Source organism: Azoarcus olearius (assembly GCF_001682385.1).
In the GTDB taxonomy this organism is placed as follows: domain Bacteria; phylum Pseudomonadota; class Gammaproteobacteria; order Burkholderiales; family Rhodocyclaceae; genus Azoarcus; species Azoarcus olearius.
The window spans coordinates 1,658,418-1,682,090 of sequence record NZ_CP016210.1 but is presented as its reverse complement, the minus strand read 5'-3'; the positions used below and the strand labels follow the sequence as shown (position 1 = coordinate 1,682,090).

The 23,673-nt window shown below is 68.3% G+C and carries 21 protein-coding genes; 2 read left to right on the top strand and 19 right to left on the bottom strand.

Annotated elements, in window-relative coordinates:
• Nucleotides 1-77: 77 nt before the first annotated feature.
• Both dqs_RS07800 and tal read left to right on the top strand, forming a co-directional pair.
• Nucleotides 78-860, top strand: coding sequence for a pseudouridine synthase (locus dqs_RS07800; RefSeq protein WP_065340116.1), 783 nt, complete (start codon nucleotides 78-80; stop codon nucleotides 858-860).
• A 13-nt stretch (nucleotides 861-873) separates the two neighbouring features.
• Nucleotides 874-1,947 (top strand): transaldolase, encoded by a 1,074-nt coding sequence (gene tal / locus dqs_RS07795; RefSeq protein WP_065340115.1) that lies wholly within the window; start codon nucleotides 874-876, stop codon nucleotides 1,945-1,947.
• Between the two features lie 15 nt (nucleotides 1,948-1,962).
• On the opposite strand, the gene dqs_RS07790 is transcribed toward tal, so the two are convergent.
• The 19 genes from dqs_RS07790 to dqs_RS07700 form a co-directional block, all read right to left on the bottom strand.
• The gene (locus tag dqs_RS07790) at nucleotides 1,963-2,274 is read right to left on the bottom strand and encodes a DUF3135 domain-containing protein (RefSeq protein ID WP_011765196.1); all 312 of its coding nucleotides are present in this window, start codon (nucleotides 2,272-2,274) and stop codon (nucleotides 1,963-1,965) included.
• A gap of 119 nt (nucleotides 2,275-2,393) precedes the next feature.
• Nucleotides 2,394-4,298, bottom strand: a complete 1,905-nt coding sequence (locus dqs_RS07785) for a chemotaxis protein CheA (RefSeq protein WP_179948016.1) — start codon at nucleotides 4,296-4,298, stop codon at nucleotides 2,394-2,396.
• A gap of 76 nt (nucleotides 4,299-4,374) precedes the next feature.
• Nucleotides 4,375-5,265, bottom strand: coding sequence for a protein phosphatase CheZ (gene cheZ, locus dqs_RS07780; RefSeq protein WP_065340114.1), 891 nt, complete (start codon nucleotides 5,263-5,265; stop codon nucleotides 4,375-4,377).
• Nucleotides 5,266-5,299: 34 nt separating this feature from the next.
• Nucleotides 5,300-5,701 (bottom strand): chemotaxis response regulator CheY, encoded by a 402-nt coding sequence (cheY, locus tag dqs_RS07775; protein WP_011765193.1) that lies wholly within the window; start codon nucleotides 5,699-5,701, stop codon nucleotides 5,300-5,302.
• Between the two features lie 30 nt (nucleotides 5,702-5,731).
• On the bottom strand, nucleotides 5,732-6,688 hold the full coding sequence (locus dqs_RS07770; protein ID WP_011765192.1) for a chemotaxis protein: 957 nt from the start codon (nucleotides 6,686-6,688) through the stop codon (nucleotides 5,732-5,734).
• A 9-nt stretch (nucleotides 6,689-6,697) separates the two neighbouring features.
• Complete coding sequence (locus dqs_RS07765; protein WP_011765191.1) at nucleotides 6,698-7,663, bottom strand: chemotaxis protein; 966 nt, start codon at nucleotides 7,661-7,663, stop codon at nucleotides 6,698-6,700.
• Between the two features lie 202 nt (nucleotides 7,664-7,865).
• Complete coding sequence (locus dqs_RS07760; protein WP_065340113.1) at nucleotides 7,866-9,542, bottom strand: methyl-accepting chemotaxis protein; 1,677 nt, start codon at nucleotides 9,540-9,542, stop codon at nucleotides 7,866-7,868.
• Nucleotides 9,543-9,689: 147 nt separating this feature from the next.
• Nucleotides 9,690-10,811: a protein-glutamate methylesterase/protein-glutamine glutaminase gene (locus dqs_RS07755; RefSeq protein WP_065340112.1), complete on the bottom strand. Its 1,122-nt coding sequence runs from the start codon at nucleotides 10,809-10,811 to the stop codon at nucleotides 9,690-9,692.
• 8 nt (nucleotides 10,812-10,819) lie between these two features.
• A complete protein-coding gene (locus dqs_RS07750; protein WP_011765188.1) occupies nucleotides 10,820-11,773 on the bottom strand; it encodes a CheR family methyltransferase in 954 nt (317 codons plus the stop codon).
• 2 nt (nucleotides 11,774-11,775) lie between these two features.
• A complete protein-coding gene (locus tag dqs_RS07745; protein ID WP_065340111.1) occupies nucleotides 11,776-13,650 on the bottom strand; it encodes a methyl-accepting chemotaxis protein in 1,875 nt (624 codons plus the stop codon).
• A complete protein-coding gene (locus dqs_RS07740; RefSeq protein WP_065340110.1) occupies nucleotides 13,647-14,156 on the bottom strand; it encodes a chemotaxis protein CheW in 510 nt (169 codons plus the stop codon). The genes dqs_RS07745 and dqs_RS07740 overlap by 4 nt, the downstream gene beginning before the upstream one ends.
• Nucleotides 14,157-14,222: 66 nt before the next feature.
• Entirely contained in the window at nucleotides 14,223-16,313 is a 2,091-nt protein-coding gene (locus dqs_RS07735; RefSeq protein WP_065340109.1) for a chemotaxis protein CheA, read from the bottom strand.
• 12 nt (nucleotides 16,314-16,325) lie between these two features.
• Nucleotides 16,326-16,691, bottom strand: a complete 366-nt coding sequence (locus dqs_RS07730; RefSeq protein WP_041643446.1) for a response regulator — start codon at nucleotides 16,689-16,691, stop codon at nucleotides 16,326-16,328.
• 102 nt (nucleotides 16,692-16,793) lie between these two features.
• On the bottom strand, nucleotides 16,794-17,867 hold the full coding sequence (motB, locus tag dqs_RS07725) for a flagellar motor protein MotB (RefSeq protein WP_065340108.1): 1,074 nt from the start codon (nucleotides 17,865-17,867) through the stop codon (nucleotides 16,794-16,796).
• A 60-nt stretch (nucleotides 17,868-17,927) separates the two neighbouring features.
• Nucleotides 17,928-18,782, bottom strand: a complete 855-nt coding sequence (motA, locus tag dqs_RS07720; RefSeq protein ID WP_011765181.1) for a flagellar motor stator protein MotA — start codon at nucleotides 18,780-18,782, stop codon at nucleotides 17,928-17,930.
• 139 nt (nucleotides 18,783-18,921) lie between these two features.
• Nucleotides 18,922-19,476, bottom strand: a complete 555-nt coding sequence (flhC, locus tag dqs_RS07715) for a flagellar transcriptional regulator FlhC (protein WP_011765180.1) — start codon at nucleotides 19,474-19,476, stop codon at nucleotides 18,922-18,924.
• A 4-nt stretch (nucleotides 19,477-19,480) separates the two neighbouring features.
• Complete coding sequence (gene flhD / locus dqs_RS07710) at nucleotides 19,481-19,804, bottom strand: flagellar transcriptional regulator FlhD (RefSeq protein ID WP_011765179.1); 324 nt, start codon at nucleotides 19,802-19,804, stop codon at nucleotides 19,481-19,483.
• Nucleotides 19,805-19,964: 160 nt separating this feature from the next.
• Nucleotides 19,965-21,695 (bottom strand): putative bifunctional diguanylate cyclase/phosphodiesterase, encoded by a 1,731-nt coding sequence (locus dqs_RS07705; protein WP_065340107.1) that lies wholly within the window; start codon nucleotides 21,693-21,695, stop codon nucleotides 19,965-19,967.
• Nucleotides 21,692-23,662: a diguanylate cyclase gene (locus dqs_RS07700; protein WP_065340106.1), complete on the bottom strand. Its 1,971-nt coding sequence runs from the start codon at nucleotides 23,660-23,662 to the stop codon at nucleotides 21,692-21,694. The genes dqs_RS07705 and dqs_RS07700 overlap by 4 nt, the downstream gene beginning before the upstream one ends.
• Between the last annotated feature and the right edge of the window lie 11 nt (nucleotides 23,663-23,673).

The following is a 23,673-nucleotide window of genomic DNA, read 5'->3' as shown; positions in this document are numbered from 1 at the left end:
CCTGCCTCGCGGGTGCACGCACCCGCGGCAGCAAAAGCGACCCGACCGGGTCGCTTTTTCTTTTTCCACTCCCGCCCGTGCTCGAGATCCTTTATCAAGACGAACACCTCGTCGCCATCCACAAGCCCTCCGGGCTGCTGGTACACCGCAGCGCGCTCGACGCGCACGAGGAACGCTTCGCGGTGCAACTGCTGCGCGACCAGCTCGGCCGCCACGTGCACCCGGTACACCGTCTCGACAAAGGCACTTCGGGCGTGCTCGTGTTCGCGCTCGACCGCGACACCGCCGGACGGCTCGCGACGCAGTTCGAAACCCGCGCCGTGCGCAAGCAGTATGTCGCCATCGTGCGCGGTCATCCGGCCGAGGCGGGCACGATCGACCATCCGCTGAGCCGCCGCTTCGACCCGGTCGAGCACGTCGCCGAGGACAAGGTCTTCGCGCCGCAGCCCGCGATCACCCATTTCCGCCGCCTCGCAACCGCAGAGCTGCCCTGGGCGGTCGACCGCTATCCCACCAGCCGCTACGCGCTGCTCGCGCTGGAACCGGAAACCGGGCGCCGCCACCAGATCAGGCGGCACCTGAAGCACATCTCCCACCCCATCATCGGCGACTCGACCTTCGGCAAGGGCAAGCACAATCGCATGTTCCAGGCGCACTTCGGCAGCGAACGGATGCTGCTCGCCTGCACCGACATCGAACTGCGCCATCCGCAGCGCGACGCGCCGCTGCAGTTGCATGCCGCCCCCGCGCCAGACTTCCGCGCGGTCGCCGACGCACTCGGTTGGCATGACGCGCTGGCGCGCCTTCCGGCCGACGGGGATACGGGGCACAATGCGTGTTTCCCCGAATCCACCCGCTAAGTTCCGCGCCGCCATGAAACCGCTGCTCCAGGTCCGCCAGCACGGCCAGCAAGTCTGGCTCGACAACCTCTCCCGTACCCTGCTCAACGACGGCCACCTGGCGCGTTTCATCGACGAAGGGGTCAGTGGCGTCACCACCAATCCGGCGATCTTCTACAAGGCAATCGCCGACGGGCGCTACTACGGCGACGACCTGGCGGCCTTGAAAGCGGAGAAACGGGGGGCGGAAGCCTGCTACGAGGGCCTGGTCGTTCCGGACGTGCAGCGGGGCTGCGACCTGCTGCTGCCGCTCTACCGCGACAGCAAGGGCGAGGCCGGCTACGTCAGCCTTGAGGTGTCGCCCGCGCTGGCCCACGACGCCGCGGCCACGATCGCCGCCGGCGTGCGCCTGAAAGCCGCGGTGGACCGCCCCAACCTGCTGATCAAGGTGCCGGCCACCCCCGCGGGGCTGGAAGCCATCGAGGCGCTGATCGCGCGCGGCATCAGCGTCAACGTCACGCTGATGTTCTCGCTGGCCCATGTGGACGCGGTCGCGCAGGCTTACGTGCGCGGCCTGTCGCGCCTGCAGCAGCAGGGCGGCGATGTCACGGCGGTGATGTCGGTGGCCAGCCTCTTCCTGTCGCGCGTCGATACCTTGGTCGACACCCGGTTGGAGGCCAGTGGCGAAGCGGGGCTGCCCCATCTCGGCAAGACGGCGGTGGCAATGGCCAAACTTGCCTACCAGCGCAACCGCGCCGTGTTTGGCGGGCCCGAATTCGCTCCGCTGCGGGCGGCGGGGGCGCGGCCGCAGTACATGCTGTGGGCGAGCACCGGCACCAAGAACCCGGCTTATCCCGACCTGCTGTACGTGGAGCCGCTGATCGGCGCACAGACGGTCAATACCCTGCCCGACGCCACACTGGCGGCGCTGCTGGATCACGGCAAGGCCGCAGCAACGCTGGAAGACGGCGTGGCAGAAGCACGCGCGCATTACGAGGCGCTGGCCGGCCTCGGTATCGACCTCGACGCGGTGGGTGAGTCGCTGCAGCAGGACGGCCTGACGCAATTCGAACAGGCCTTCGCCAAGCTGCTCGAACTCACTGCCTGAAAACGCTGCACCGGCTCAGATGTGTTCTTCGAGCCGGTGCATCATCTCCTTCAGGCGCTCCCCCGCCGCATTCAACTCGGCCCCCTTGCGCCGCAACACGTCGAGACGTTCCTGCATCAGCCCGGCGATGTTGCGGACAGCCCCCATCGGCGTGCCCGAGGACACCCGCACGCAGTCGATGAAGGCCTGCATCTCGCGCAGCCGGCGGGCCTGGGGCGCGGGGTGCGATTCGATGAAGCGCTCGATCAGCCGGTGTCGGGCATGGAAGAAAGCTGCCGGATCGCGTTTGGCCAAGTCGCACCAGTGATCGAAATCGAATCCCGCCATGGTTCCCCCATCGGGGCGCAGGATGCGATCCCCTGTGGTTCATCCTAGGCAAGCCCCCCGCACAAAACAACAAACCCGGCTGAAGCGCCGGGTTTGCGGGTTGGGAGCAGGCGGGCGGGTCAGGCCAGCGCAGGAACCGCCATATCGCGCAGTAGCGTGGCCCTCGGCACGCCGCGGTGCTCGCCGGCCGCGCCGAGCAGTTCCTTCATGTCCAGGATCAACACGATCTGGCCGTTGGAGAGCGTGGTGACGCCTGCCACGCCCTTGGGACGGAAGTCGTCGAGCGACTTGATCACCGCGTCCTCGCGGCCGGCGAAGCTGTCGATTGCAAGGATGAAGGACAGCTCGGCGGTCTGCATCAGCACGCCGTACTCCGGCGTGCGCTCCTGCGGCCATCCGAGCAGGGCCGCCAGCGGCAGCACCGGCAGTACCTCGCCGCGCACCACCATGGTGGCGCGGCCGCCGACCTCCTGAACCTCCTTGATGTCGATCGGCAGGATCTCGCGCACCATCGACAACGGCACGGCCAGCGGCTGCTCGCCCAGCCGCACCAGCAGCACCGGCAGGATCGCCAGCGTCAGCGGCAGGCTGATGACGAAGGTGGTGCCCTTGCCCTGCACCGAACGGATGTCGATCGAACCGTTCAGCTTCTGGATGTTGGTGCGCACCACATCCATGCCGACCCCGCGCCCGGAAACGTCGGAAATCTGTGCCGCCATCGAGAAGCCCGGCAGGAACACCAGGTTGAAGCTCTGGCGCTCGTCCATGGTGTTGGCCTCCTCATCGGTGATGAGGCCCTTCTGCAGCGCCTTCGCGCGCAGACGCTCGGCATTCATGCCGCGCCCGTCGTCCGCCACCATGATGACGATATGATCGCCCTCCTGGCGCGCCTCCAGGCGCACGATCGACTTCTCCGGCTTGCCACTGGCAAGGCGCTCCGCCTTGTCCTCGACGCCATGGTCCACCGCATTGCGGATCAGGTGGATGATGGGATCGGACAAGTCCTCGATCATGGTCTTGTCGATCTCGGTCTCTTCGCCCGCCAGCACGAGCTCCACGTCCTTGCCCAGGTTGCGGGCGAGGTCGCGGGCGATCCGCGGATACTTCTGGAAAAGGCGGCCGATCGGCTGCATGCGGGTCTTCATGACCGCGTTCTGCAGATCGGACACCAGCAGGTCGAGCTGGCTCACCGCCAGATCGAGCGCGTGCAGGGTTTCGGTGTCGTTGCGGCCCGAGAGGATGTCGCTGCGCAGCGCGTTGAGGCGGTTCTTGGTCAGACCGATTTCGCCCGACAGGTTGAGCACCTGGTCGAGGCGCGCGGTATCGACGCGAATCGAGTTGTCGCGCTGGCGCTCGCCCTCGCGGCGGCCCACCGGCACCGCCCCGCCCGGCCGGTCGGTCGAGCGGCGGCCGATCGCGGCCTGGATGATCTCTTCCGGATTCTTCTCCGGCTGCGCGGGCACCGGATCAAGCACCTGCGCCGGCGCCGCACCCACCGGCACCGGCAGCCCGGTGACCGCGTTGTACAGCAGGTTCCAGTCCGGCTCGTTGGCGCCGCCGGCCTTGGCCTGCGACGCCGGCTGGGGCGCCGCGGCGGGTGCGGCCGCGGCCGGCGCGGCGGCAGGCGGCGCCTCGCCGGCGATCACCGCCTTCAGCCCGGCCATCAGCTGCGGATCGGCCGCCGGCGGCTGCGCGCCGCGCTCCAGGTAGCCGAACATGTCGCGCACCGAGGCCGTCGCGGCGAGGATCATGTCCATCACTTCGGCGGTGATCGAGAGTTCGCCGTTGCGCAGCTTGTCGAACAGGTTTTCGGTCAGGTGACACAGCGCCACCAGTTCGGTGGCGTTGAGAAAACCTGCCCCACCCTTGATGGTGTGAAAGCCGCGGAAGATGTCGTTGAGCAGCCCGCGGTCACCGGGCGAGCGCTCGAGATCGACGAGCTTGTTGTCCACACCGGACAGCAGGTCCCCGGCTTCGATCAGGAAGTCCTGCAGCAAGTCTTCCATCCCGGCAAAGTCACTCATGGCTCAAGCTCCCGTATTTCTTGTCTGCGGCGGTGTGGCGCCGGTGTTGCCGTGCCGGGCGGTGCCCGGCCTGTGTTCAGAATCCCAGGCTTTCGAGCAGGTCGTCGACCTGCCCCTGGCTGGTCACCACGTCGTCGCGCCCTTCGCTGCTGATCACCGGGCCGTTCATCAACCCGCTGTGCTTGTCGTTGCGCTTCTCGGCCGGGGTGACTTCGAGCAGGACCTGCAGCAGCTGGGTTTCCAGGGTCTGCGCCATGTCGACGACGCGCTTGATGACCTGGCCGGTAAGGTCCTGGAAGTCCTGCGCCATCATGATCTCGAGCAACTGGGCGTTGGTGGCCCGGCTGTTCTGCGCCGCGGTGCCGAGAAAGCCGCGCGTCTCCAGTGCCAGCTGCTTGAACTCATCGACCGAGAGTTGCTGCGCGAAGAGCTTGTCCCAGCGCGCCTGCAAGGCTTCAGCTTCCGACTCGACCTGATCCTGCAGCGGCTGGGCGATGTCGGTGGCGTTGAGCACGCGGCTGGCAGCCTGCTCGGTCATCTGCGCGATGTAGTTGAGGCGCTGACGAGCGTCGGGAATGGCCTCGGCCACTTCCTGCAGGGCCTGGTCGAAACCGAGTTCGCCCAGCATGTCGTGCACCTGGCGGGTGAGCTTGCCGAGCCGGGTGAACACCACGTCGCAGCTGTGTTCTTCGGCCGCCGGCGCGGCAGCGGGCACCGCCGGCTGCGGTGCGGCCGGCGTGGGCGCAGGCTCGGAAAACTCCGCGGCGACGGCATCGAACAGCGCCTGCAGTTCGTCGTTGTCGCCCGCGGCACCGGACGCGGCCGCAGGGGCAGGCGCCGGTGCGGCCGCGGGTTTGACGGCGACAGCTTCTGCCACCGGCGCGGACGGCGCCGACGCGATGCTGTCGAACAAGGCCTGCAGATCGTCGGAGTCGCCCGCTTCGTCAAATTTCAGCTTCTTGGCCATCCTCTGGCTCCTGTCCTTTCTTGTCCGGGGCGGCTCAGGCGACGGTGCTCTTGCCGAGACGTTCGAAGATCTTTTCCAGCTTTTCAGCCAGGGTCGCCGCGGTGAAGGGCTTGACGATGTAGCCGCTGGCGCCGGCCTGGGCGGCGGCGATGATGTTTTCCTTCTTCGCCTCGGCGGTGATCATCAGCACCGGCAGGTGCTTGAGCTGCGGCGTCTGACGGATGGTCTGCAGCAGCGTCAGCCCGTCCATGTTGGGCATGTTCCAGTCGGTGACGACGAAGTCGAACGGCGCGCTGTTGAGCTTCTGCAGCGCAACCGCGCCGTCTTCGGCCTCGTCCACGTTGGTGTAGCCGAGTTCCTTCAACAGATTGCGCACGATGCGGCGCATGGTCGAGAAGTCGTCGACGACGAGGAATTTCATCTTGGGGTCGGCCATCTTGGTCTCCGTAATTCGCGGGCGGGCGGCTCAGACCGGGCGGGCGCGCTGCAGCAGCGGGCGCAGGGTTTCGGCGAGCACATCGGCGTCGAATTTTGCCACGTAAGAATCGACCCCAACCCGTTTTCCCATGGCCCGGTTGGCGTCGGAAGACAGCGACGAGTGCATCACTACCGGGATGCCCTCGAAGCGCGTGTCGTTCTTGATGTTGCGGGTCAGCACATAGCCATCCATCTCGGGCATTTCGGCATCGACCATGATCAGGTCGATCTCCTCGGCGACGTGGCGGCCCATCTGCTGTGCATGGCTGGCCATGCCTTCCAGGCGGGTCCAGGCCTCCAGCCCGTTCTGCGCGTGCTTGTGGCGCACGCCGAGCTTGTCGAGCACCTCGGAGATCTTGCGCCGCGCGACCGCGGAATCATCGACGAAGAACACATTCACCTCGTGCCCGCCGCTGATCGGCGCGATGTTGCCGACGATGGCTTCGCCGAAGGTGTTGGCGAGGATGGTTTCCACATCGAGGATGGACACCAGCTTGCCGTCGTTGAGTTCCGTGATCGCGGTGATGAAGCTGTTGTTGCCTGCCGAGACGTTGTCGGGCGTACGCACCTTGTCCCATTCCACGCGGATGATGCGGTCCACCTCGTCGACCAGGAAGCCGAGCGTGCGCTTGCTGTACTCGGTCACCATCATCGAGCCGCCGAGGCCGGTGCCGGGCTGCGACAGGCCGAGGATCTTGCCGAGCGACAGCACCGGGATGACGTTGCCGCGCAGCGAGATCAGGCCTTCCACGCCATTGGGCATGTTGGGCGCCTTGGTGATGAACGGGGTCTTGGAGACTTCCCGCACCTTGAACACGTTGATGCCGAAGGTCTCGCTGGTGCCGAGCGAGAACAGCAGGATCTCCATCCGGTTGGAACCGGCCAGCATCGTGCGGCCATCCACCGCTTCGAGCAGCGCGTTGTCCTTCTGGTCCAGATTCAGCATGGGCTCACCTCACTCCTTGGCCGCGTGGTCGCGCTTGAGCAGGCGGCGCAGGGTCTGCGCCAGGCGCTGCGGCTCGAACTTGGGCACGTATTCGTCCACCCCGACCGACTTGCCGAGCTGCTGGTTCGACATGCCCGACAGCGAGGAATGCATGATCACCGGCACCCCCTCGAAGCGCGGGTCGGACTTGATGTGCTTGGTCAGGATGTAGCCGTCCATCTCGGGCATCTCGACGTCGGTCAGCACCAGGCTGACCATGTCCTTGACCTTGCGCCCGGTGGCGTCGGCATGGGCGGCCACCTTCTTGAGCTCTTCCCAGGCCGCTCGGCCATTGACCGAACCGACGTGGCGCACGCCGAGGATGTCCAGCGTCTGGGTGATCTGCTTGCGCGCGACCGAGGAATCGTCGGCGAAGAACACGGTGTGCGTGGCGCCGTCCTCGATTGCCTCGATGTCCTTGAACAGGAAGGCGTCGTCGTAGCGGGTGGTCTCGGACAGCACCTTCTCGACGTCGAGCATCATCACCAGCTTGTTGCCCTGCAGCTCGGTCACCGCGGTAACCAGCCCGCCCATGTTGGCGGTGAGCATTTCCGGCGGCACCCGCATCTGCGACCAGTCCAGGCGCAGGATGGTATCGACCGCCTCCACCAGGAAGCCCTGGGTGTGGCCGTTGTACTCGGTGACGATCATGATGTCGCGCGGCGAATCGGAGCCGATGCCGACGTATTTGGCCAGATCCACCACCGGCACCAGCACGCCGCGCAGGCTGACCATGCCTTCCACCGACGAGGGCATCTCGGGCGCAGCGGTGATCTGCGGCGTGCGCATCACCTCGCGGACCTTGAAGACGTTGATGCCGAAGGTTTCGCGCCGGCCGGTACGCTGGTCGGTACCCAGCGTGAACAGCAGGATCTCCAGCTTGTTGGTGCCCGCAAGCCGGGTGCGGGCATCGATGTTCTTCAACAGATCGGACATTTCGTTCTCCGCATGGGGCGGCTTGTCTTCTCCGGCCGCCGCGGCCGGAAGGTGATGTTGTGTTTATCGACCGGCCATCGACAGACTTGAGGCGTACTGCCAAGGACCGGAGCGGCTCCGCATTCTCGCATCAACCATGCCTCGCGGCGCGGCACCGTGCCGGATTTTGACGGCGCCTCGCCCTGCCCCGTTCGGCGGCCGTCTATGCCTTGTAGCCGATACGGAAACCGCCCCAGTGGCGGCCCTTCACGTAAACCGGGGCGGAGATGTCGTGCATGATTTCACCGGTGTCGCGGCGATAGGTCTGGATCAGGAACTCCAGTTCGTGCGCGCCGCACTGTTTGCCCACCGGGTCGTCGAAGACGCGCTTGCTGCGGTTGCCGACGAAGTCCTTGTCGTAGTCGCCGGTGAGCGGCTGCGAAAAGCGCTTGTTGTGCGTCGGCACATAGCCCTTGCGGTCGCAGCCGATCGCATACACCGCCTCGGCGTTGCGGTCGAGCACGGCTTCCTGCACACGCGGGAAGACCTTGTCGGTGAGGCTGTCGAAGCGCGTATTGAACTTCTGCGGCCGGGTGTTGGGAATCGGCTGGTAATTGGAGTCGAACGCGGCCTCCTCGGTCAGCTGACCGGCCGCGATCGCGTCTTCCAGCAGCTTGCCGACCTCGCGCGCGGCCTGCTGGACGATCTCCGGCATGCGCTTGTGCACCTGCATCGCCTGCTCGCCCTCCGAGCCGAGGCGGAAGACCTTGCTGATCTCGTGCAGGTTGGCCGCCAGGCTCTCCAGCGACTGTGCTTCCTGCAGCGTATCGGCGGCGCCGGTGGAGTTGCGCTCCACCATGTCCATGATGTGGCGCACATGGCCGACGACGCTGTCCGCCTCGCGGCTCTGCTGCGCGATCGCCACCGCGATCTCGTCGATGCGCTCCATCGTCTGCTGCGCACCCTGGTTGATGCGTTCGAGCGAACCGGCCGCCTGCTGCGCGAGTTGCGCGCCGGCGTGGGCCTGGTTGCTGCCTTCGCGGATCGACGAAATCGCCGTGCGGGTCTCGTCCTGGATTGCGTTGATCATCGTGCCGATCTCGCTGGTCGCCGCGGAGGTCCGCTCGGCCAGCTTGCGCACCTCGTCCGCCACCACCGCGAAGCCGCGGCCCTGCTCGCCCGCGCGCGCGGCCTCGATCGCCGCATTGAGCGCCAGCAGGTTGGTCTGGTCGGCGATCTCGCGGATCACCTTGACGATGCCGCTGATCGCTTCCGAACGCTCGCCCAGCGCGGCGATCACCTGCGCCGACTGCTCGACCGAGCGCGCGATGCGCTCGATCTCCTTGGAGGCGTCGGACACGATGCGGGTGCCCTCCCGGGAGAGTTCGCGCGCTTCCTGCGCGTTGTGCGCGGTCAGCGTCGCATGATCGGCGACCGCATTCACGCCGGCGGTCATTTCCTCGATCGCGCGCACCATCTGCTCGGAGGCGTCGCGCTGCGCGCTGGAGCCGTCGGCAACGCTGCGCGCATGGCGCGACAGCACGTCGGCCGTGGAGGCGACGCGCTGGGCGTCGTAGATCACCTTGCCGACGATGCCCTGGAAGCTCTCGATCAGCAGGTTGAAGGTGTCAGCGCACGGCGCTACCGGCCCGGCGCCCACCTTTGCGCGTCGCGACAGGTCGCCGTCGCGGTGCATCTGGCGCAAGGTCTCGGCAAAAGCCGCCAGACCGCTACCCACCTGCGCCCGCAGCAGGCCCCAGGTCACCACCGCCACGATCACGCCCACCAGCACCTGCCCCGCCGCCGCGAGCGGCGTCAGTCCGCCGCCCACCGCAACCGCGGCCGTGCCGCCCACGGCAGACGCGACGCCCGCCACCACCGCAATCAAAGCCAAACCCATGTCTACTTCCCCCGGTCTCGCGGTCGTCGCCGCGTTTTTATCGCTTCTCCCGGACTGCCGGGCGGCAATCCGTCTCCGTGCCGGATTCTATCGGCGACGCTGTCAACTTTCTTTAGTAATAGTGGGCGGATGCGGGAGGATTGCCGCTCAGACGCTGCAACGCTGTACCAGCGCGGCGCCGATCTCGCGCAGCGGCAGCACCTGCTGGGCCGCGCCGAGCGCCACCGCCTCGCGCGGCATGCCATACACCACGCAGGACTCCTGGTCCTGGGCGATGGTCCACGCACCGGCGTCGCGCATCGCCTTCAGCCCGGCCGCGCCATCCTTGCCCATGCCGGTCAGCAACACGCCGAGCGCGCCGGCGCCCACCTCCGCCGCCGCGGAATGGAACAGCACATCCACGGCCGGCCGGTGGCGGTTCACCGGCTCCGCGCGCGACAGCTCGCACTGGTAGCCGGTGCCGGCGCGCCGCACCGACAGGTGGGAGTGGCCCGGCGCGAGGTAGACCCGTCCCGACTCCAGCCGCTCGCCGGATTCCGCCTCGCGCACGTCGAGCGCGCACAGCCCGTCGAGCCGGCGTGCGAATGACGCGGTGAACATCTCCGGCATGTGCTGGACGATCATGATCGGCGGCATGCCCACCGGCAGGCCGAGCAGGACTTCCTTGATCGCCTCCGTCCCGCCGGTGGAGGCGCCGATGAAGATCGCGCTGATCCGCTGGCCGAGCCGGCGCGGCGGCGCCGGCATCGTAGGCGCCACCGCGCGCGCGCGCGCTTCCGGGGCGACGGTGGAAACCGCCAGTGCAGGTGCCGCGGCCACCGCGGGCGCGGGACGCGGCGACATCACCCGGCCCCGCTCGCTGGCGCGCGACCACGCCAGATGCGCCGCGCGGATGCGCTCCACCAGCGCCGCACCGTACTCGGCCAGCGCCTCGGCGCTGCGGGCCTGCGGCTTGCCCACGATCTCCAGCGCGCCCAGTTCCAGCGCCCGCAGCGACGCCTCGGAGCCGCGCTCGGTGAGGTTGGAGATCATCACCACCGCCATCGGATGCAGGCGCATCAAGCGGCTGAGGAATTCCAGCCCGTCCATCTGCGGCATCTCCACATCCAGCGTCAGCACGTCCGGCTTGCTGTTGCGGATCATCTCGCGCGCCACCAGTGCATCCGCGGCGGTGCCGACGACTTCCATGTCCGGCTCGCGCGCGACGATGTCGGCCAGCAGGGCACGCATCACGGCGGAGTCGTCGCAGATCAGGACGCGGATCGGCATCGCGCGGCTCAGGCGGGTTGGTCGGCGCGTTGGTAGACGGTGCGGCCGCGCGAACGGAACACGTCGGCGGCATGCATGAAACTCTCGGAATGGCCGGCGAAGAGGAGTCCATCCGGGCGCAGCAGCGGCGCAAAGCGCTTGAGGATGCCGTACTGCGTGGGCTTGTCGAAATAGATCATCACGTTGCGGCAGAAGATCGCATCCACCGGGCCCTGCACCGGCCACACGTGGTCGAGCAGGTTGATGCGGCGGAACTGGATCAGGCGGCGCAGTTCGGGCCGGACCTTCACCATTCCGTCCTGCTCGCCGGTGCCGCGCAGGAAGAAGCGGCGCAGCCGCTCGGGCGACAGGCGCTCCACCCGTTCCTGGCGGTAAGTCCCCGCTTCGCCGTGGGCCAGCACCGCGGTGTCGATGTCCGATGCGAGGATCTGCACCGGCGGACTGAGGCTGTCGAACGCCTCGCACGCGGTGATCGCGAGCGAGTACGGCTCCTCCCCGGTGGAGGCCGCCGCGCACCAGATGCGCACCGTGCGCGCGCTGCCCAGGCGGCGGAGCTGGTCGGCAAGGATGTCGAAGTGGTGCGCCTCGCGGAAGAAGGAGGTGAGGTTGGTCGTCAGCGAATTGACGAAGGTCTCCCACTCGCTGCGATCGCGCTCCAGGCGCTGCAGGTACTGGGCGAAGTTGCGGTCGCCACAGGCGCGCAGGCGGCGCGCGAGGCGGCTGTAGACCATGTCCTGCTTGGCAGGGGACAGCGCGATGCCGGCGTGCTCGTGGATCAGCTTGCGCACGCGCTCGAAGTCGGCGCTGGTGAACTCGAATTCACGCTCGCGCGCACCGGCCAGCGGCGGCAGGCTGAGGTTGCGCAGGGCGGCCACATCGGGACGGGATGGGGTGCGCTCGCCCGCCGGTTCGGCGGGCCGCGGCGGAAAAAGCGGCGAACGCGGCGTATCCCCAGGGGGCATGCTCATGGCTGTCCTCCACGGCCGCGCGCTCCGCCACCCCGCACGCCAGTCCCGCGCGGCAGCACGCGCAGCGCGGGCGCCGCTTCGCCGATACGGAACACGCCGACCACGTCCACCAGTTCGCGCGCCTGCTCTTCCAGGCTGATCGCCGCCGCGGCCGCCTCTTCCACCAACGCCGCGTTGTGCTGCGTCATCTCGTCCATCTGTCCCACCGCCATGCACACCTGGCCGATGCCCGCGCTCTGCTCGCCGCTCGCGCCCGCGATCTCGCTCATCAGCGCGGCCACCTGACCGAAGGCCGACACCACTTCATCCACCGTGCGGCCCGCGTCATCGACCAGCTTCACGCCGTGCTCGACCCGCTCCACCGATTCGCCGATCAGCGCCTTCACCTCGCGCGCCGACTGTGCGCTGCGCTGCGCGAGGCTGCGCACCTCGGCCGCCACCACCGCAAAGCCGCGGCCCTGCTCGCCCGCCCGCGCCGCCTCCACCGCCGCGTTGAGCGCGAGGATGTTGGTCTGGAACGCCAGCGCGTCGATCACGCCCACGATGTCGCCGATCTTGCGCGCCGAGTGCTCGATCTCGCCCATCGTGCTCACCACCCGCCGCATCGCCTCGCCGCCACGGCCGGCCACCGCATGCGCGCCCAGCGCCAGCCCGTTGGCCGCGCGTGCGTTGTCCGCGGTCTGGCGAACCGTCGCCGACAGCTCCTCCATCGAACTCGCCGTCTCTTCGAGCGCGCTCGCCTGCTGCTCGGTGCGCGTCGACAGCTCCCCGTTGCCCGCCGCAATCTCGCGCGCCGCGCGGTTGATCGCCACCGCCGAATCCTGGATGCGGCCCACCACTTCGCGCAGCCTGAGCACCGTCGCGTTCGCGTCGTGCTGCAACTGCCCGAAGGTGCCCCGGTACTCGCCTTCGATCCGCTCGGTCAGGTCGCCGCGCGCCACCGCGTTCAGCACCCGCGCCACCGCATCCACGCTGCCCGAAATCTCCCCCATCAGCCGGTTCAGCCCTTCGGCCAGCTGCAGGAAGAAGCCGCTCTTGTTCTCCACCGGCAGCCGACGGCTGAAGTCCCCCGCCGCCGCCGCTTCCACCAAGCCGGCGAGTTCGGCGCGCACACCCACTTCGGCGGTGATGTCGCTCCACTCCACGACGGTGCCGGCGCGCAAGCCGTCCGCATCGAACACCGGGGTGGCCTGCTGGCGCAGCGAACGGGCGCCGAGGCGGATTTCCGCCGAATGGGTGCCGACCATCGCCGCGATGCGCTGGCGCTGCACTTCGGGCTGGCGGTGGAACACATCGAAGCTGCTGCCAACGATCTGGTCCGCCCTGACCCCGCCGGGCAGGGCGCCGCCCATTTCCATCTGCACCCGCTCCAGCAGGCGCAGGCCGGCGGCATTCATATAGACGATGGTGCCGCCGGTATCCGCAATCATCACGCTCGTCGCGGCCGTATCCAGCGCCTCGCGGATCAGACGGTTGTAGTCCGCTTCGGTGGCGCTGGCGGAGAAGCGCTCGCTCAGCGTTCCGAGGCTGCGTTCGATCCCCTGCCACAGCGCGGTAAGCGCGTCGCCGTCGCCGATTTCGCGCGGCCGCGCGTTGAGTTCGCCCTCGGCGAAGCCGCGTACCCGCGCCGCCAGGCGCTGCATCCGGCGCTCGAGGTAGACCGCCAGCCACAGCGCGAGTGCGAAGCCGGCGAGGATGAGCAAGGCGGACAGCGCCATCACCGCCCCGCGCCCGCCGCTTTCGGCCGGGCTGAACAGCAGGCCGAGCGCGCCGCACGCGGGCAGCATCGCCACCAGCAACAGCTTGCCCGCGATCGGCAGGCGTTCGAACGGACCGGGCACGACCGGGGCACTGACGTAGGTGGGTCTCATGACTGGGCTTCCGGGTCAGGGTCGACCAGCGCCAGTTCGGGCGCGGCCATCAGGCGTTCAACATCGAGCACGACCAGCATCGCGTCCCCCGCGGCGCCCAGGCCGCGGATATAGCGTCCGCCGACCAGGCCGGCGAACTCCGGCGGGGGCTGGATTTCGCCCGCGGCCAGGCGCACCACGTCGGCCACCGCATCGACCACCACCGCGGCCAGGCGGCCGGCGAGTTGCAGCACGATCATCACGGTGAAGGGGCCGCAGGCGCCGTCGCCACAGCCGAAGTACAGACGCAGATCCACCACCGGCACGATCGCGCCGCGCAGGTTCATGACGCCCTTGAGGAAGGCCGGCGCCCCCGCGATCCGCGTCACCCGCTCCCACGCGCGGATCTCCCGCACCTTCAGGATGTCGATCGCGTACAGCTCGCCGCCGAGCGTGAAGGTGAGGAACTCGCCGGCCTCGGCTGCGGCTTCCGCCGGCGCCAGCGCCGGTCGGTCAGGGGCTGACATGTTCGGACTCCTTGATTGCTTTGATCGGTCTACGGCCGCCGGCGGTCAATCTGTAGCGCCGCGCCATCAGATCGCCGCGCTGTCGCGCGCGGTGCCGATCAGGGCGGCGACGTCGAGGATCAGCGCGACGCGGCCGTCGCCGAGCAAGGTTGCGGAAGACACGCCCGGGACGCGCCGGAAGTGGGTTTCGAGCGGCTTGATCACCACCTGTTGCTGTCCGACCAGACCATCCACGAACAGCGCCGCGCGGCTGCCGTTGCGCTCCACCAGCACCATGATGCCGCGCGTCCAGTCGCGGCCCGCCTCGGGCACGGCGAAGAAGTGGCCGAGTTCGACCACCGGCCAGTATTCGCCGCGCACCGCAATCAGCCGCGGCGCGCCGCCGATGCTGCGGATGCTGGCCGGCTCGGGCTGCAGCGATTCGACGATCGCATCGAGCGGCAGGATGAAGACCTCGTCGCCCACCGCCACCTGCATGCCTTCCAGGATGGCGAGCGTCAGCGGCACGCTGACCGAGAACCGCGTGCCCCGCCCCGCGCGCGAGACGATGTCCACCCGCCCGCCCAGCGCCGCGATGTTGCGCCGGACGACATCCATGCCGACGCCGCGCCCGGACAGGTCGGTGACCTGCTCGGCGGTGGAAAAGCCGGGCAGGAAGATCAGTTGCCAGGCCTCCTCGTCACTCATGTCCTCGCTGCACGGCAGGCCCTGCGCGCGCGCGCGGGCGATCAGCCGCTCCCGGTCCAGCCCCGCGCCGTCGTCCTCCACCTCGATCAGCACATGGCCGCCAAGGTGCGACGCCGCCAGCCGCAGCCGGCCGGCCTCGGGCTTGCCGGCCGCGCGACGGCGCTCGGCGGGCTCGATGCCATGGTCGATGCAGTTGCGCACCAGATGCGTGAGCGGGTCGGCCAGCTTTTCCACCAGCCCCTTGTCGAGTTCGGTGTGCTCGCCTTCCAGTACCAGGTCGATCTGCTTGTCGAGCCGCATGCCGAGGTCGTGCACCAGGCGCGGAAAACGGGAGAACACCATCGACACCGGCACCATGCGGATCGCCATCACCGACTGCTGCAGATCGCGCGTGTGCCGCTGCAGCAGCGCAAGCCCGGCGAGCAGGCGCTCTCCGGCGGCGGGGCCGATCGCCGCCGCCGCATCGAGCAGCATCGACTGGGTGATTACCAGTTCGCCCACGAGGTCCATCATCCGGTCCACCCGCTCGACCCCGACGCGGATCGAACTGTCCGCGCTGCGGGGCAACTCGCGCGCGGTCGCGGCCGGCTGGGCATCGGCCTCGTCCGGCACGGCCGCGGCGGGCGGATCGTCGGCGCCAAACGGCGCCGCGGGTAGCGTCTCGAGCGGCACGAAGAAGCCGTAGCTGCCGTCGTCGGCGACATCGAACAGCGCCTCGTCGCCCGCCGCCGCCACCGCCGGAGGCTGGGGCTCGGGCAGCGCCGGGGCCGCGTTTGCGGCAGCCATCTGCTCGGCGGTGATCTCGACGCTGCCGGGCTCGGCGAGGCGCTCGAAGGCCGCGCGCAACGCATCCACCGACTCGCCGCTGCAGATCCTGATGCAGCGCGTGCCGGGTGCGGCGGGATCCGGTTCCAGCAGTTCGTAGTCGCCGAGCGCCGCGAGGTCTTCCAGCATGCTGCCGAACAGCAGATCGCTGCCGGCAAGAAAGCGTGCGACGACGAAGCGCACACGGTAGAGCGGCCACTCCGTCGCGTCGGGCACGGCCGCCGCCGGCCGGTCCGTCACCGCGCCATCGTGATCGGGCGCGTCCTTGAGCTGCAGCAGGCGCTGACGGGCGGCCTCGGCGGCGGCGCGGTCTGCAACGCCCTCGCCGCGGTGCGCCGCGAGCAGGCCGTGCAGCGCGTCGCCCGCGGCAAGACAGGCCTGGACCATCGCCTGGGTCAACGGCCGCCGGCCGCGCCGCACGTCGTCGAGCAAGGACTCCATCTCGTGGGTGAGGCCGGTGAGATCGTCGAAGCCGAAGGTGGCGGCCGACCCCTTGATGGAGTGCGCGGCGCGGAAGATCTCCGCGACCTTCTCGGGGTCGGGGCGCGCCGCGTCGATCGACAGCAGCACGGTCTCGATTGTCGCCAGGTGTTCCGCCGCCTCTTCGAAGAAGATCTGGTAGAACTGGCTCATGTCGAACGCCATCGCGCCTGCCTCCTAGCCCAGCACCCGGCGCACCACTTCCAGCAGGCGGTCGGGATCGAAGGGTTTCACCAGCCAGCCGGTGGCGCCGGCCTCGCGCCCGCGTTCGCGCATCTCGGCGGACGACTCGGTCGTCAGCATCAGGATGGGCACCTTGCGGTAGGCCGGTTCGGCGCGCAGCGCGCGGATCAGGCCAAATCCGTCCAGCCGCGGCATGTGCAGGTCGGTGATCACCAGGTCGGCGCGCTGGGCGCGCGCGCGCGCAAGTCCGTCCTCGCCGTCTACGGCACTGCTGACCGCGTAGCCCGCCGACTGCAGCAGCACGGTCATGACGCCGCGGATCGCGGCGGAGTCGTCGACCGTCAGCACGGTTTTGATCATGTTGCGGCTCTTGGTCCGGATGGCTGGGAAGGCCGCGCAGCGGCGCGGCATGCTTCGGATAACGTCCCGGGGCGCGGGCGACTTTAGGCCCGCGCCGGCGCCTTACTGCGGTTGCGCCTCGGAGAAGCGGGTGCGCGGCACGTAGGACGAGCGCGTACTGCCGGCCGCGGGCGGAGTGGGCGCGGGCGTCGGCGCCGGCGGCGCAAGACCGCTCCCCACGCCCTGCCGGATGGCGTCGCTGTCGGCGGGCGCGCCCATGTCGACATCGAGCTTGCTGCCTTCGGTGCGGATCGCGTCCTCAGCCTGCTTGTTGAGCACGATGATGCTGATGCGCCGGTTCACCGCGTCCATCGGGTTGGCGCGGTTGAGCGGAATGGTGTCGGCAAGGCCCACCACGCGTACCACCTTGCCGGCCAGCAGGCCGCCGCTGACCAGTTCGCGCCGCGAGGCGTTGGCGCGGTTGGACGACAGCTCCCAGTTGGAGAAGCCGCGCTCGCCACCCGCGTACTGCGCCGAGTCGGTGTGCCCCGAGACGCTGACGCTGTTGCCGACGTCGTTGAGCGCACGCCCGATCGCCCGCAGCAGGTCGCGCGTATAGGGGCGCAGGTCGGCGCTGGCGGAATTGAACATCGGCCGGTTCTGCTCATCGACGAGCTGGATGCGCAGCCCCTCGTTCACGATGTCCATCAGGATCTGGTTCTTGAACTGGCGCAGGTCCGGATTGGCCTCGACGATGGCTTCGATGCGGCCCTTGAGATCGATCAGGCGCGAGCGCTCGCGGTTGCTTTCCGCTTCGTCGCGCCCCTTGCCGTCCGCGGACGGCGCCTGGCGGCCTTTGGCGGCATCGAGGTTGATCCGGCGGTCGCCCTCGACGTCGCCGCGCTTGACCTGCCCCACGGAGCGCGTCAGGTCCTCGCCCCCGCCCTTGATGATGCTGGAGCTGTCGCCGCTGCCTTCGCCGCCGTCCATCGCCAGCTTGAGCGGGTTCTGGAAGTAATCCGCGATGCCTTCGAGGTCGCCCTGCGCGGTGGAGCCGAGCAGCCACATCAGCAGGAAGAAGGCCATCATCGCCGTCACGAAGTCGGCGTAGGCGATCTTCCACGCACCACCGTGATGGCCGCCGCCGCCCTTCTTGATGCGCTTGACGACGATGGGCTGCTGGGAATCGTCGCTCATGCGCCCACTCCCCGGCCCGTCGTGCCCCGCGCGATTGCGCCCGTCTGCATGCTAGCCGCCTCAGCCCTTGCGGTTCTTGATTTCCTGCTCGAGCTCCGAGAAGGTCGGGCGGTCGTTGGCGTACAGCACCTTGCGGCCGAACTCGATGGCGACCTGCGGCGCGTAGCCATTCATGCTGGCAAGCAGCACGACTTTCATCACCTGATAGATCTTGCCGCTCTCCTCCACCTTCTGTTCGATCTGGCTGGCGATCGGCGCGACGATGCCGTAGGAGAGCAGGATGCCAAGGAAGGTGCCGACCAGCGCGCCGCCGATCATCTTGCCCAGCACGGCGGGCGGCTGGCCCACCGAACCCATCACGTTCACCACGCCCATGACCGCGACCACGATACCGAACGCGGGCAGGCCGTCGGCGACCTTCGAGACGATGTGCGGCGCCACGTGAGCCTCCTGATGGTGGGTCTCGATCTCCATGTCCATCAGGTTCTCGATTTCGAACGCGTTGAGGTTGCCGCCCACCATCATGCGCAGGTAGTCGGTGAGAAACTCGACCACGTGGTGGTCCGAGGTGACGCTCGGGTACTTGCCGAAGATGGGGCTGGAATCCGGGTTCTCCACGTCGTTCTCGATCGACATCAGGCCTTCCTTGCGGACCTTGGCCAGGATCTCGTACAGCAGCGACAGCAGGTCCATGTACAGCGCCTTGTTGTAAGGCGAACCCTTCACCGCCAGCGACAGCGAGCCCAGCGTCGCCTTCATCGCCTTCGGCCCGTTGCCGGCCACGAAGCCGCCGACCATCAGACCGATGATCGCGAGGTACTCCATCGGCACCCACAGGGCGGCAAGGCTTCCGTGCACCGCATAGGTGCCGACGGAGGCGGCCAGGATGATGACGTAGCCAATGATGAGGAACACCGCTTACTCCAGAAGCCGGGACGAAGATTTGGACCGCCCGAATTGTATCGTCCCGCATCCGCCAAACTTGAACGCCGGCCGTGGAAAAAGACACGGGCCGCCTGCTAACGCAGGCGGCCCGTGAGGATGGGGGCGGAAATCAGGCGCTGACGGCGCGGACGGACGACTTGCGCACGGCGGCGCGCTTAGTCTTGCCGGCGCGCGAGGGCATGTTGCACAGCCCGCAGACGAAGCTGGCGGTGGGGTCGTAGGCATGCACCACGTAGTGACCGCCGCAGCAGGTGCAGGGCGCCAGTTGCAGCAGGTCGGCATCGAAGAAGCGCACCAGCGTCCACGCGCGGGTGAGGCTCAGCACCGGCTCCATCTGCTCCGCCTCGATGTGGTCGAGGTAGAGGTGGTAGGACTTGATGATCGCGTCCAGCCCCTGCACGCCCGCGGCACCGGCGAAGAAGCGGTGAAAGGCCATGAACAGCGACGAATGGACATTCGGCTGCCAGGTCATGAACCAGTCGGTGGAGAACGGCAGCATCCCCTTCGGGGGCGACACGCCGCGCACCTCCTTGTAGATCTTCAGCAGCTTTTCGCGGCTGAGGCGGGTTTCCACCTCCAGCATCTGCATGCGCGCACCGAGCTGCACCATTTCCACTGCGCGGCGGATGTCTTCCGCCTCGTCAATGATGCGCTTATTTTTCATGCTCTTACTCCTGGGCCGAAGCCTGCACAGCCTTGCCCGCGGCGATGATTGCCGCATGCAGGCTGGAGGTGGCCGGGTCGCGCCCCTCGCCGGCCATCAGCCGGGCAAGCTGCGCATCATCGAAACGGAAACTGGGCATCAGCATCTGGCTGTTGGCCATGCGCACGAGCTTCGCGGCCGACAGGCCCTCGATCAGCTCGGCGACGTCCTTGCTGACGCCCAGCCTGAACATCGCCGTCTCCCGGTCGCTGCGCAGCATCTGCTGCGCCAGCATGAGATAGGCGAGATTCAGTTCGCGTATTTCTGCCTGAAAATCGGGGCGTTTCACGGATTAAAGCTCCCTTTCAGGAACAAGCACCCCGAACTTAAAGTAATTTGTAAGGAGCTGCAAGCACGAATACCCTGAGTGGCCGCGTGGACATGTCGCAGTTGCGCAACACTCGCAATGCACCGAAACGCGGCGGCAGGCACCCGATATTTCTTTGGCATTACCCCGGCACCGTCCCCATCACGAACACTTCGGCGGGCACCGGCCGTCCGTAGCGGTAGCCCTGGAAGCTGTCACAGCCTTCACGGCGCAGCGTGGCCTCCTGCTCGGCGGTTTCAACACCCTCCGCCACTGTACCCAGGCCCAGACTGTGAGCGAGCGCGATGATGGCGCGCACGATGGCGGCGTCTTCGCCGTTGTTGCTGACGTCGCGCACGAAGGACTTGTCGATCTTGACGGTGTCGATCGGCAGCCGCCGCAGGTAGGACAGCGACGAATAGCCGGTGCCGAAGTCGTCCACCGCAATCCGCACGCCCATGTTCTTCAGCGAACGCAGCATGCCGGCCGCGGATTCGACGTCGCTCATCAGCGAACTCTCGGTGATTTCCAGCGTGAGGCAGGCGGGCGGGAAGCCGCTGCCGCGCAGCGCCTCGCGCACCGTTTCGAGCAGCCGCGGCTGGCCGAACTGCACCGCCGACACGTTGACCGAAACCCGAAAGCGCTCGTGGCCGGCGTCGTGCCAGCAGCGCCCCTGGTAGCAGGCCTCGGTCAGCACCCAGGCGCCGATCTCGGTGATCAGGCCGGTTTCGTCGGCCAGCGGGATGAAGCGGTCCGGCGCCAGCAGGCCCTGCTCGGGATGCTGCCAGCGCACCAGGGCCTCGGCGGCGCGCACGGTGCCATCGGGATCGACGATCGGCTGGTAGAACAGGCGCAGTTCGCCGCGTTCGACCGCGTGGCGCAGCTCCGCCTCCAGCGTCAATCGTTCGGCCGAGGCGGCGTTCATCGCCCGGTCGTAACAGCGCACGCCGTTGCCGCCCTGGCACTTCACGCGCGCCACCGCGGCTTCGGCGTTCATCAGCAGCTCGAACACGTCGGCGCCGTCGCCCCCGACCATCGCGATGCCCACACTCGCGGTCAGGAAGAGTTCGATGTCGTTCTTCATGAACGGCTGCTCGAACGCGCGCAGCAGCCAGCGGGCGGCGATCTCGGCCTGCTCCCGCTCCACCACGCCGGGCAGGAAGACGCCGAAGCGGTCGCTGCCGAGGCGGGCCAGCATCACGTCGGCAGCCAGCCCCGCGGCGAGGCGCTCGCCGAGCTGGCGCAGGATGACGTTGCCGGTGTCGTAGCCGAAGCTGGCGTTGATGCGCATGAAGCGGTCGACATCGACCACCAGCACCGCGCCCGCAGCCTGGGCGCCGGCATCGGCGATCCAGTCGCCGACCTTGGTGCAGAACAGGTTGTGGTTGGGCAGCGCCGACAGGACATCGAAATTGACCAGTTCGCGGATGCGTTCGTCGGCCTGGCGCACCGCGCGGCGCGCATGCAGGCCGCGCAGCTCGCGCTCGATCACCGGCAGCAGGCGGTCGTAGTCGCCCTTCGCGATGAAGTCGTCGACCCCTTCGTACATCGCGGAAACGGCCTGGCGGTCGGAGATTTCGCCGGAGTGGATGATGAAGGGAAGGTCGAGCCCGCTGCGCTTGAGCACGTCGAGGGCCGCGAGCGAACTGAAGCCCGGCATGTTGTGGTCGGACAGGACAACGTCCCAGGGCTCCGCCGCGAGGGCCGCAGCCATGTCGAAATCGCAATCGACGCGCCGGTGATGCACCGCCATGCCGCGCCGTGTGAGTTCCGCACAGACCAGAAAGGCGTCGTCCTCGGAATCGTCGACGATCAGCAACCGCACCGGCCCCGCCGGCCGCCCCAGCACGCGATGCTCCACCGCGGCGCTCATCGCTGGGCTCCCGCGGCGCCGCCCTGCACCGAGGCGACGCAATTGCGGCCGCGCTGCTTGGCCAGGTAAGCGCCCTGGTCGGCGCGCTTCATCAGCGCGTCGAGGTCGGCCATGCTGTCGTCGCGCACGGCGACGCCGATGCTGATCGTCAGCCCCAGGGTGTCGGCGCCGGTGACGATCGCGAGCGCATCGACCGCGGCGCGCAGGCGCTCGGCGCAGCTCAACCCTTGTGCCAGGTCGGTGTCGGGGCAGATGACCAGGAACTCGTCGCCGCCGGTACGGCAGATGACGTCCTGGCCGCGCAGCGCCAGCCGCAGCGCATCGGCCGATTGCCGCAGCACCATGTCGCCGACGTCGTGGCCGTAGGTATCGTTGATCTGCTTGAAGCCGTCGAGGTCGATGATCATGCACGACAGCGGCCGGCCGTTACGCTTCGCCGCGGTCCATTCCTGCTGCATGCGGTCGATCGCGTAACGGCGGTTGGGAAAACCGGTCAACGCGTCGGTCAGCGCCGCTTCCTGCAGGCGGCGGTTGGTGATCGCGAGTTCGGCGGCGAAATGGCGGATTTCCTCGCGGTCGCGCTCCAGTTCCTGCTGCAGCCGTACCACGCGCTGGCCGGCCCGCATGCGGGCGGCGAGCACGCGCGGCTTGACCGGCTTGGTGACGAAATCGTCCGCGCCGACCTCGAAGGCCTCGATCAGGCGCTCATCGTCTTCCACATTGGTCAGCAACAGGATGTAGATGCTGCGTCCGATCTTGGTGGCGCGCAGCGCGCGCACCAGTTCCAGCCCCTCCATCTCGGGCATCACCCAGTCGAGCACCATCATGTGGGGCTGGATGTCGAGCGCGCGCTCCAGCCCGATGCGGCCGTTCTCGGCCTCGAACACCGTGTGGCCGGCCTCCTCCAGCACCGCGCACATCAGCTTGCGGATCGAGGCCTCGTCATCGACCACCAGCACTCGCATGCCGCCATCGCGCGCGCCGCTTTCCGCAGCCTCGGCGCCGCTGTCCGCCCCGGCGCAAGCCGCGGGAACCGGCTGGCCCGTGCCGCCGCTGCGTTCGATCAGGTCGGAGAACTGCGGCGGCGCGAGCGTTTCGAGCTGCAGCAGCTTGCCCCACTCCATCCACTCGCGGCCGATGCGCTCGCAGGCCGCGGCGAAGTCTTCCTTGTTCAGCCCGAGCGCCGCGGCCTGCTTGAGCACGCCGGGCATCATCGAGGCCTGCTCCACCGACGGCGCGAGGCACAGCTCGGCGAGCGTGCGCGCCAGCCCGAGGCACTCCATCAGCTGCGCCTCGCGGCTCTCGGCCGTGAAGGTGGCCTTGTCTGCCTGCTCGAAGAACATCACCGGCTGGGTGAAGATCGGCGGCAGCCCCCAGTCCACCAGCATCGCGGCGGACAGCTCGCGGTGGGTCATCGCGAAGGCCTGCTGCTCGAGGTCGAACAGACGCAGTTCGGGAAAGCGGCGGGATTCAAGCAGGATGCGGCCGTAGTCGGCCGGATACAGCGTGGCGAGCGCGAGTTCGCCCACCCGCGCGAGCAGGCCGACGCTGAACGCTTCGTCGGCCGCCACCACGCGCACCCGCTGCACCAGCACCTGCATCGACAGCGCCATCAGCAGCGAGGACGACCAGAAACGGCCGTAGTCGAATCCCGCGCAGGCGCCCTTGCGGTAGTTGGACAGCAGCGAAAACCCGAGCGCCATCGTGCGCACGGCGGGCAGGCCGAGCACCATCAGGGCTTCCTGCACCGACACGATTGCGCGCCGGTTGAGCGGCACGGTTCCGTTGGCCGCCTTGATCAAGCGCCCGACGAACGCGGGGTCGCTCTTGATGATGCGCGCCAGCTCCGGGATCGAGACCTCTTCTTCCTGGGTGAGGCGGATGATGGCGAGGGCCACCCCGCGCGGCGAGGGCAACTCGCCCGAGGCCTTGAGCTGCTCGAAGCGGTGCATGTCTAGAGGCGGCATGGTGTCCTTCT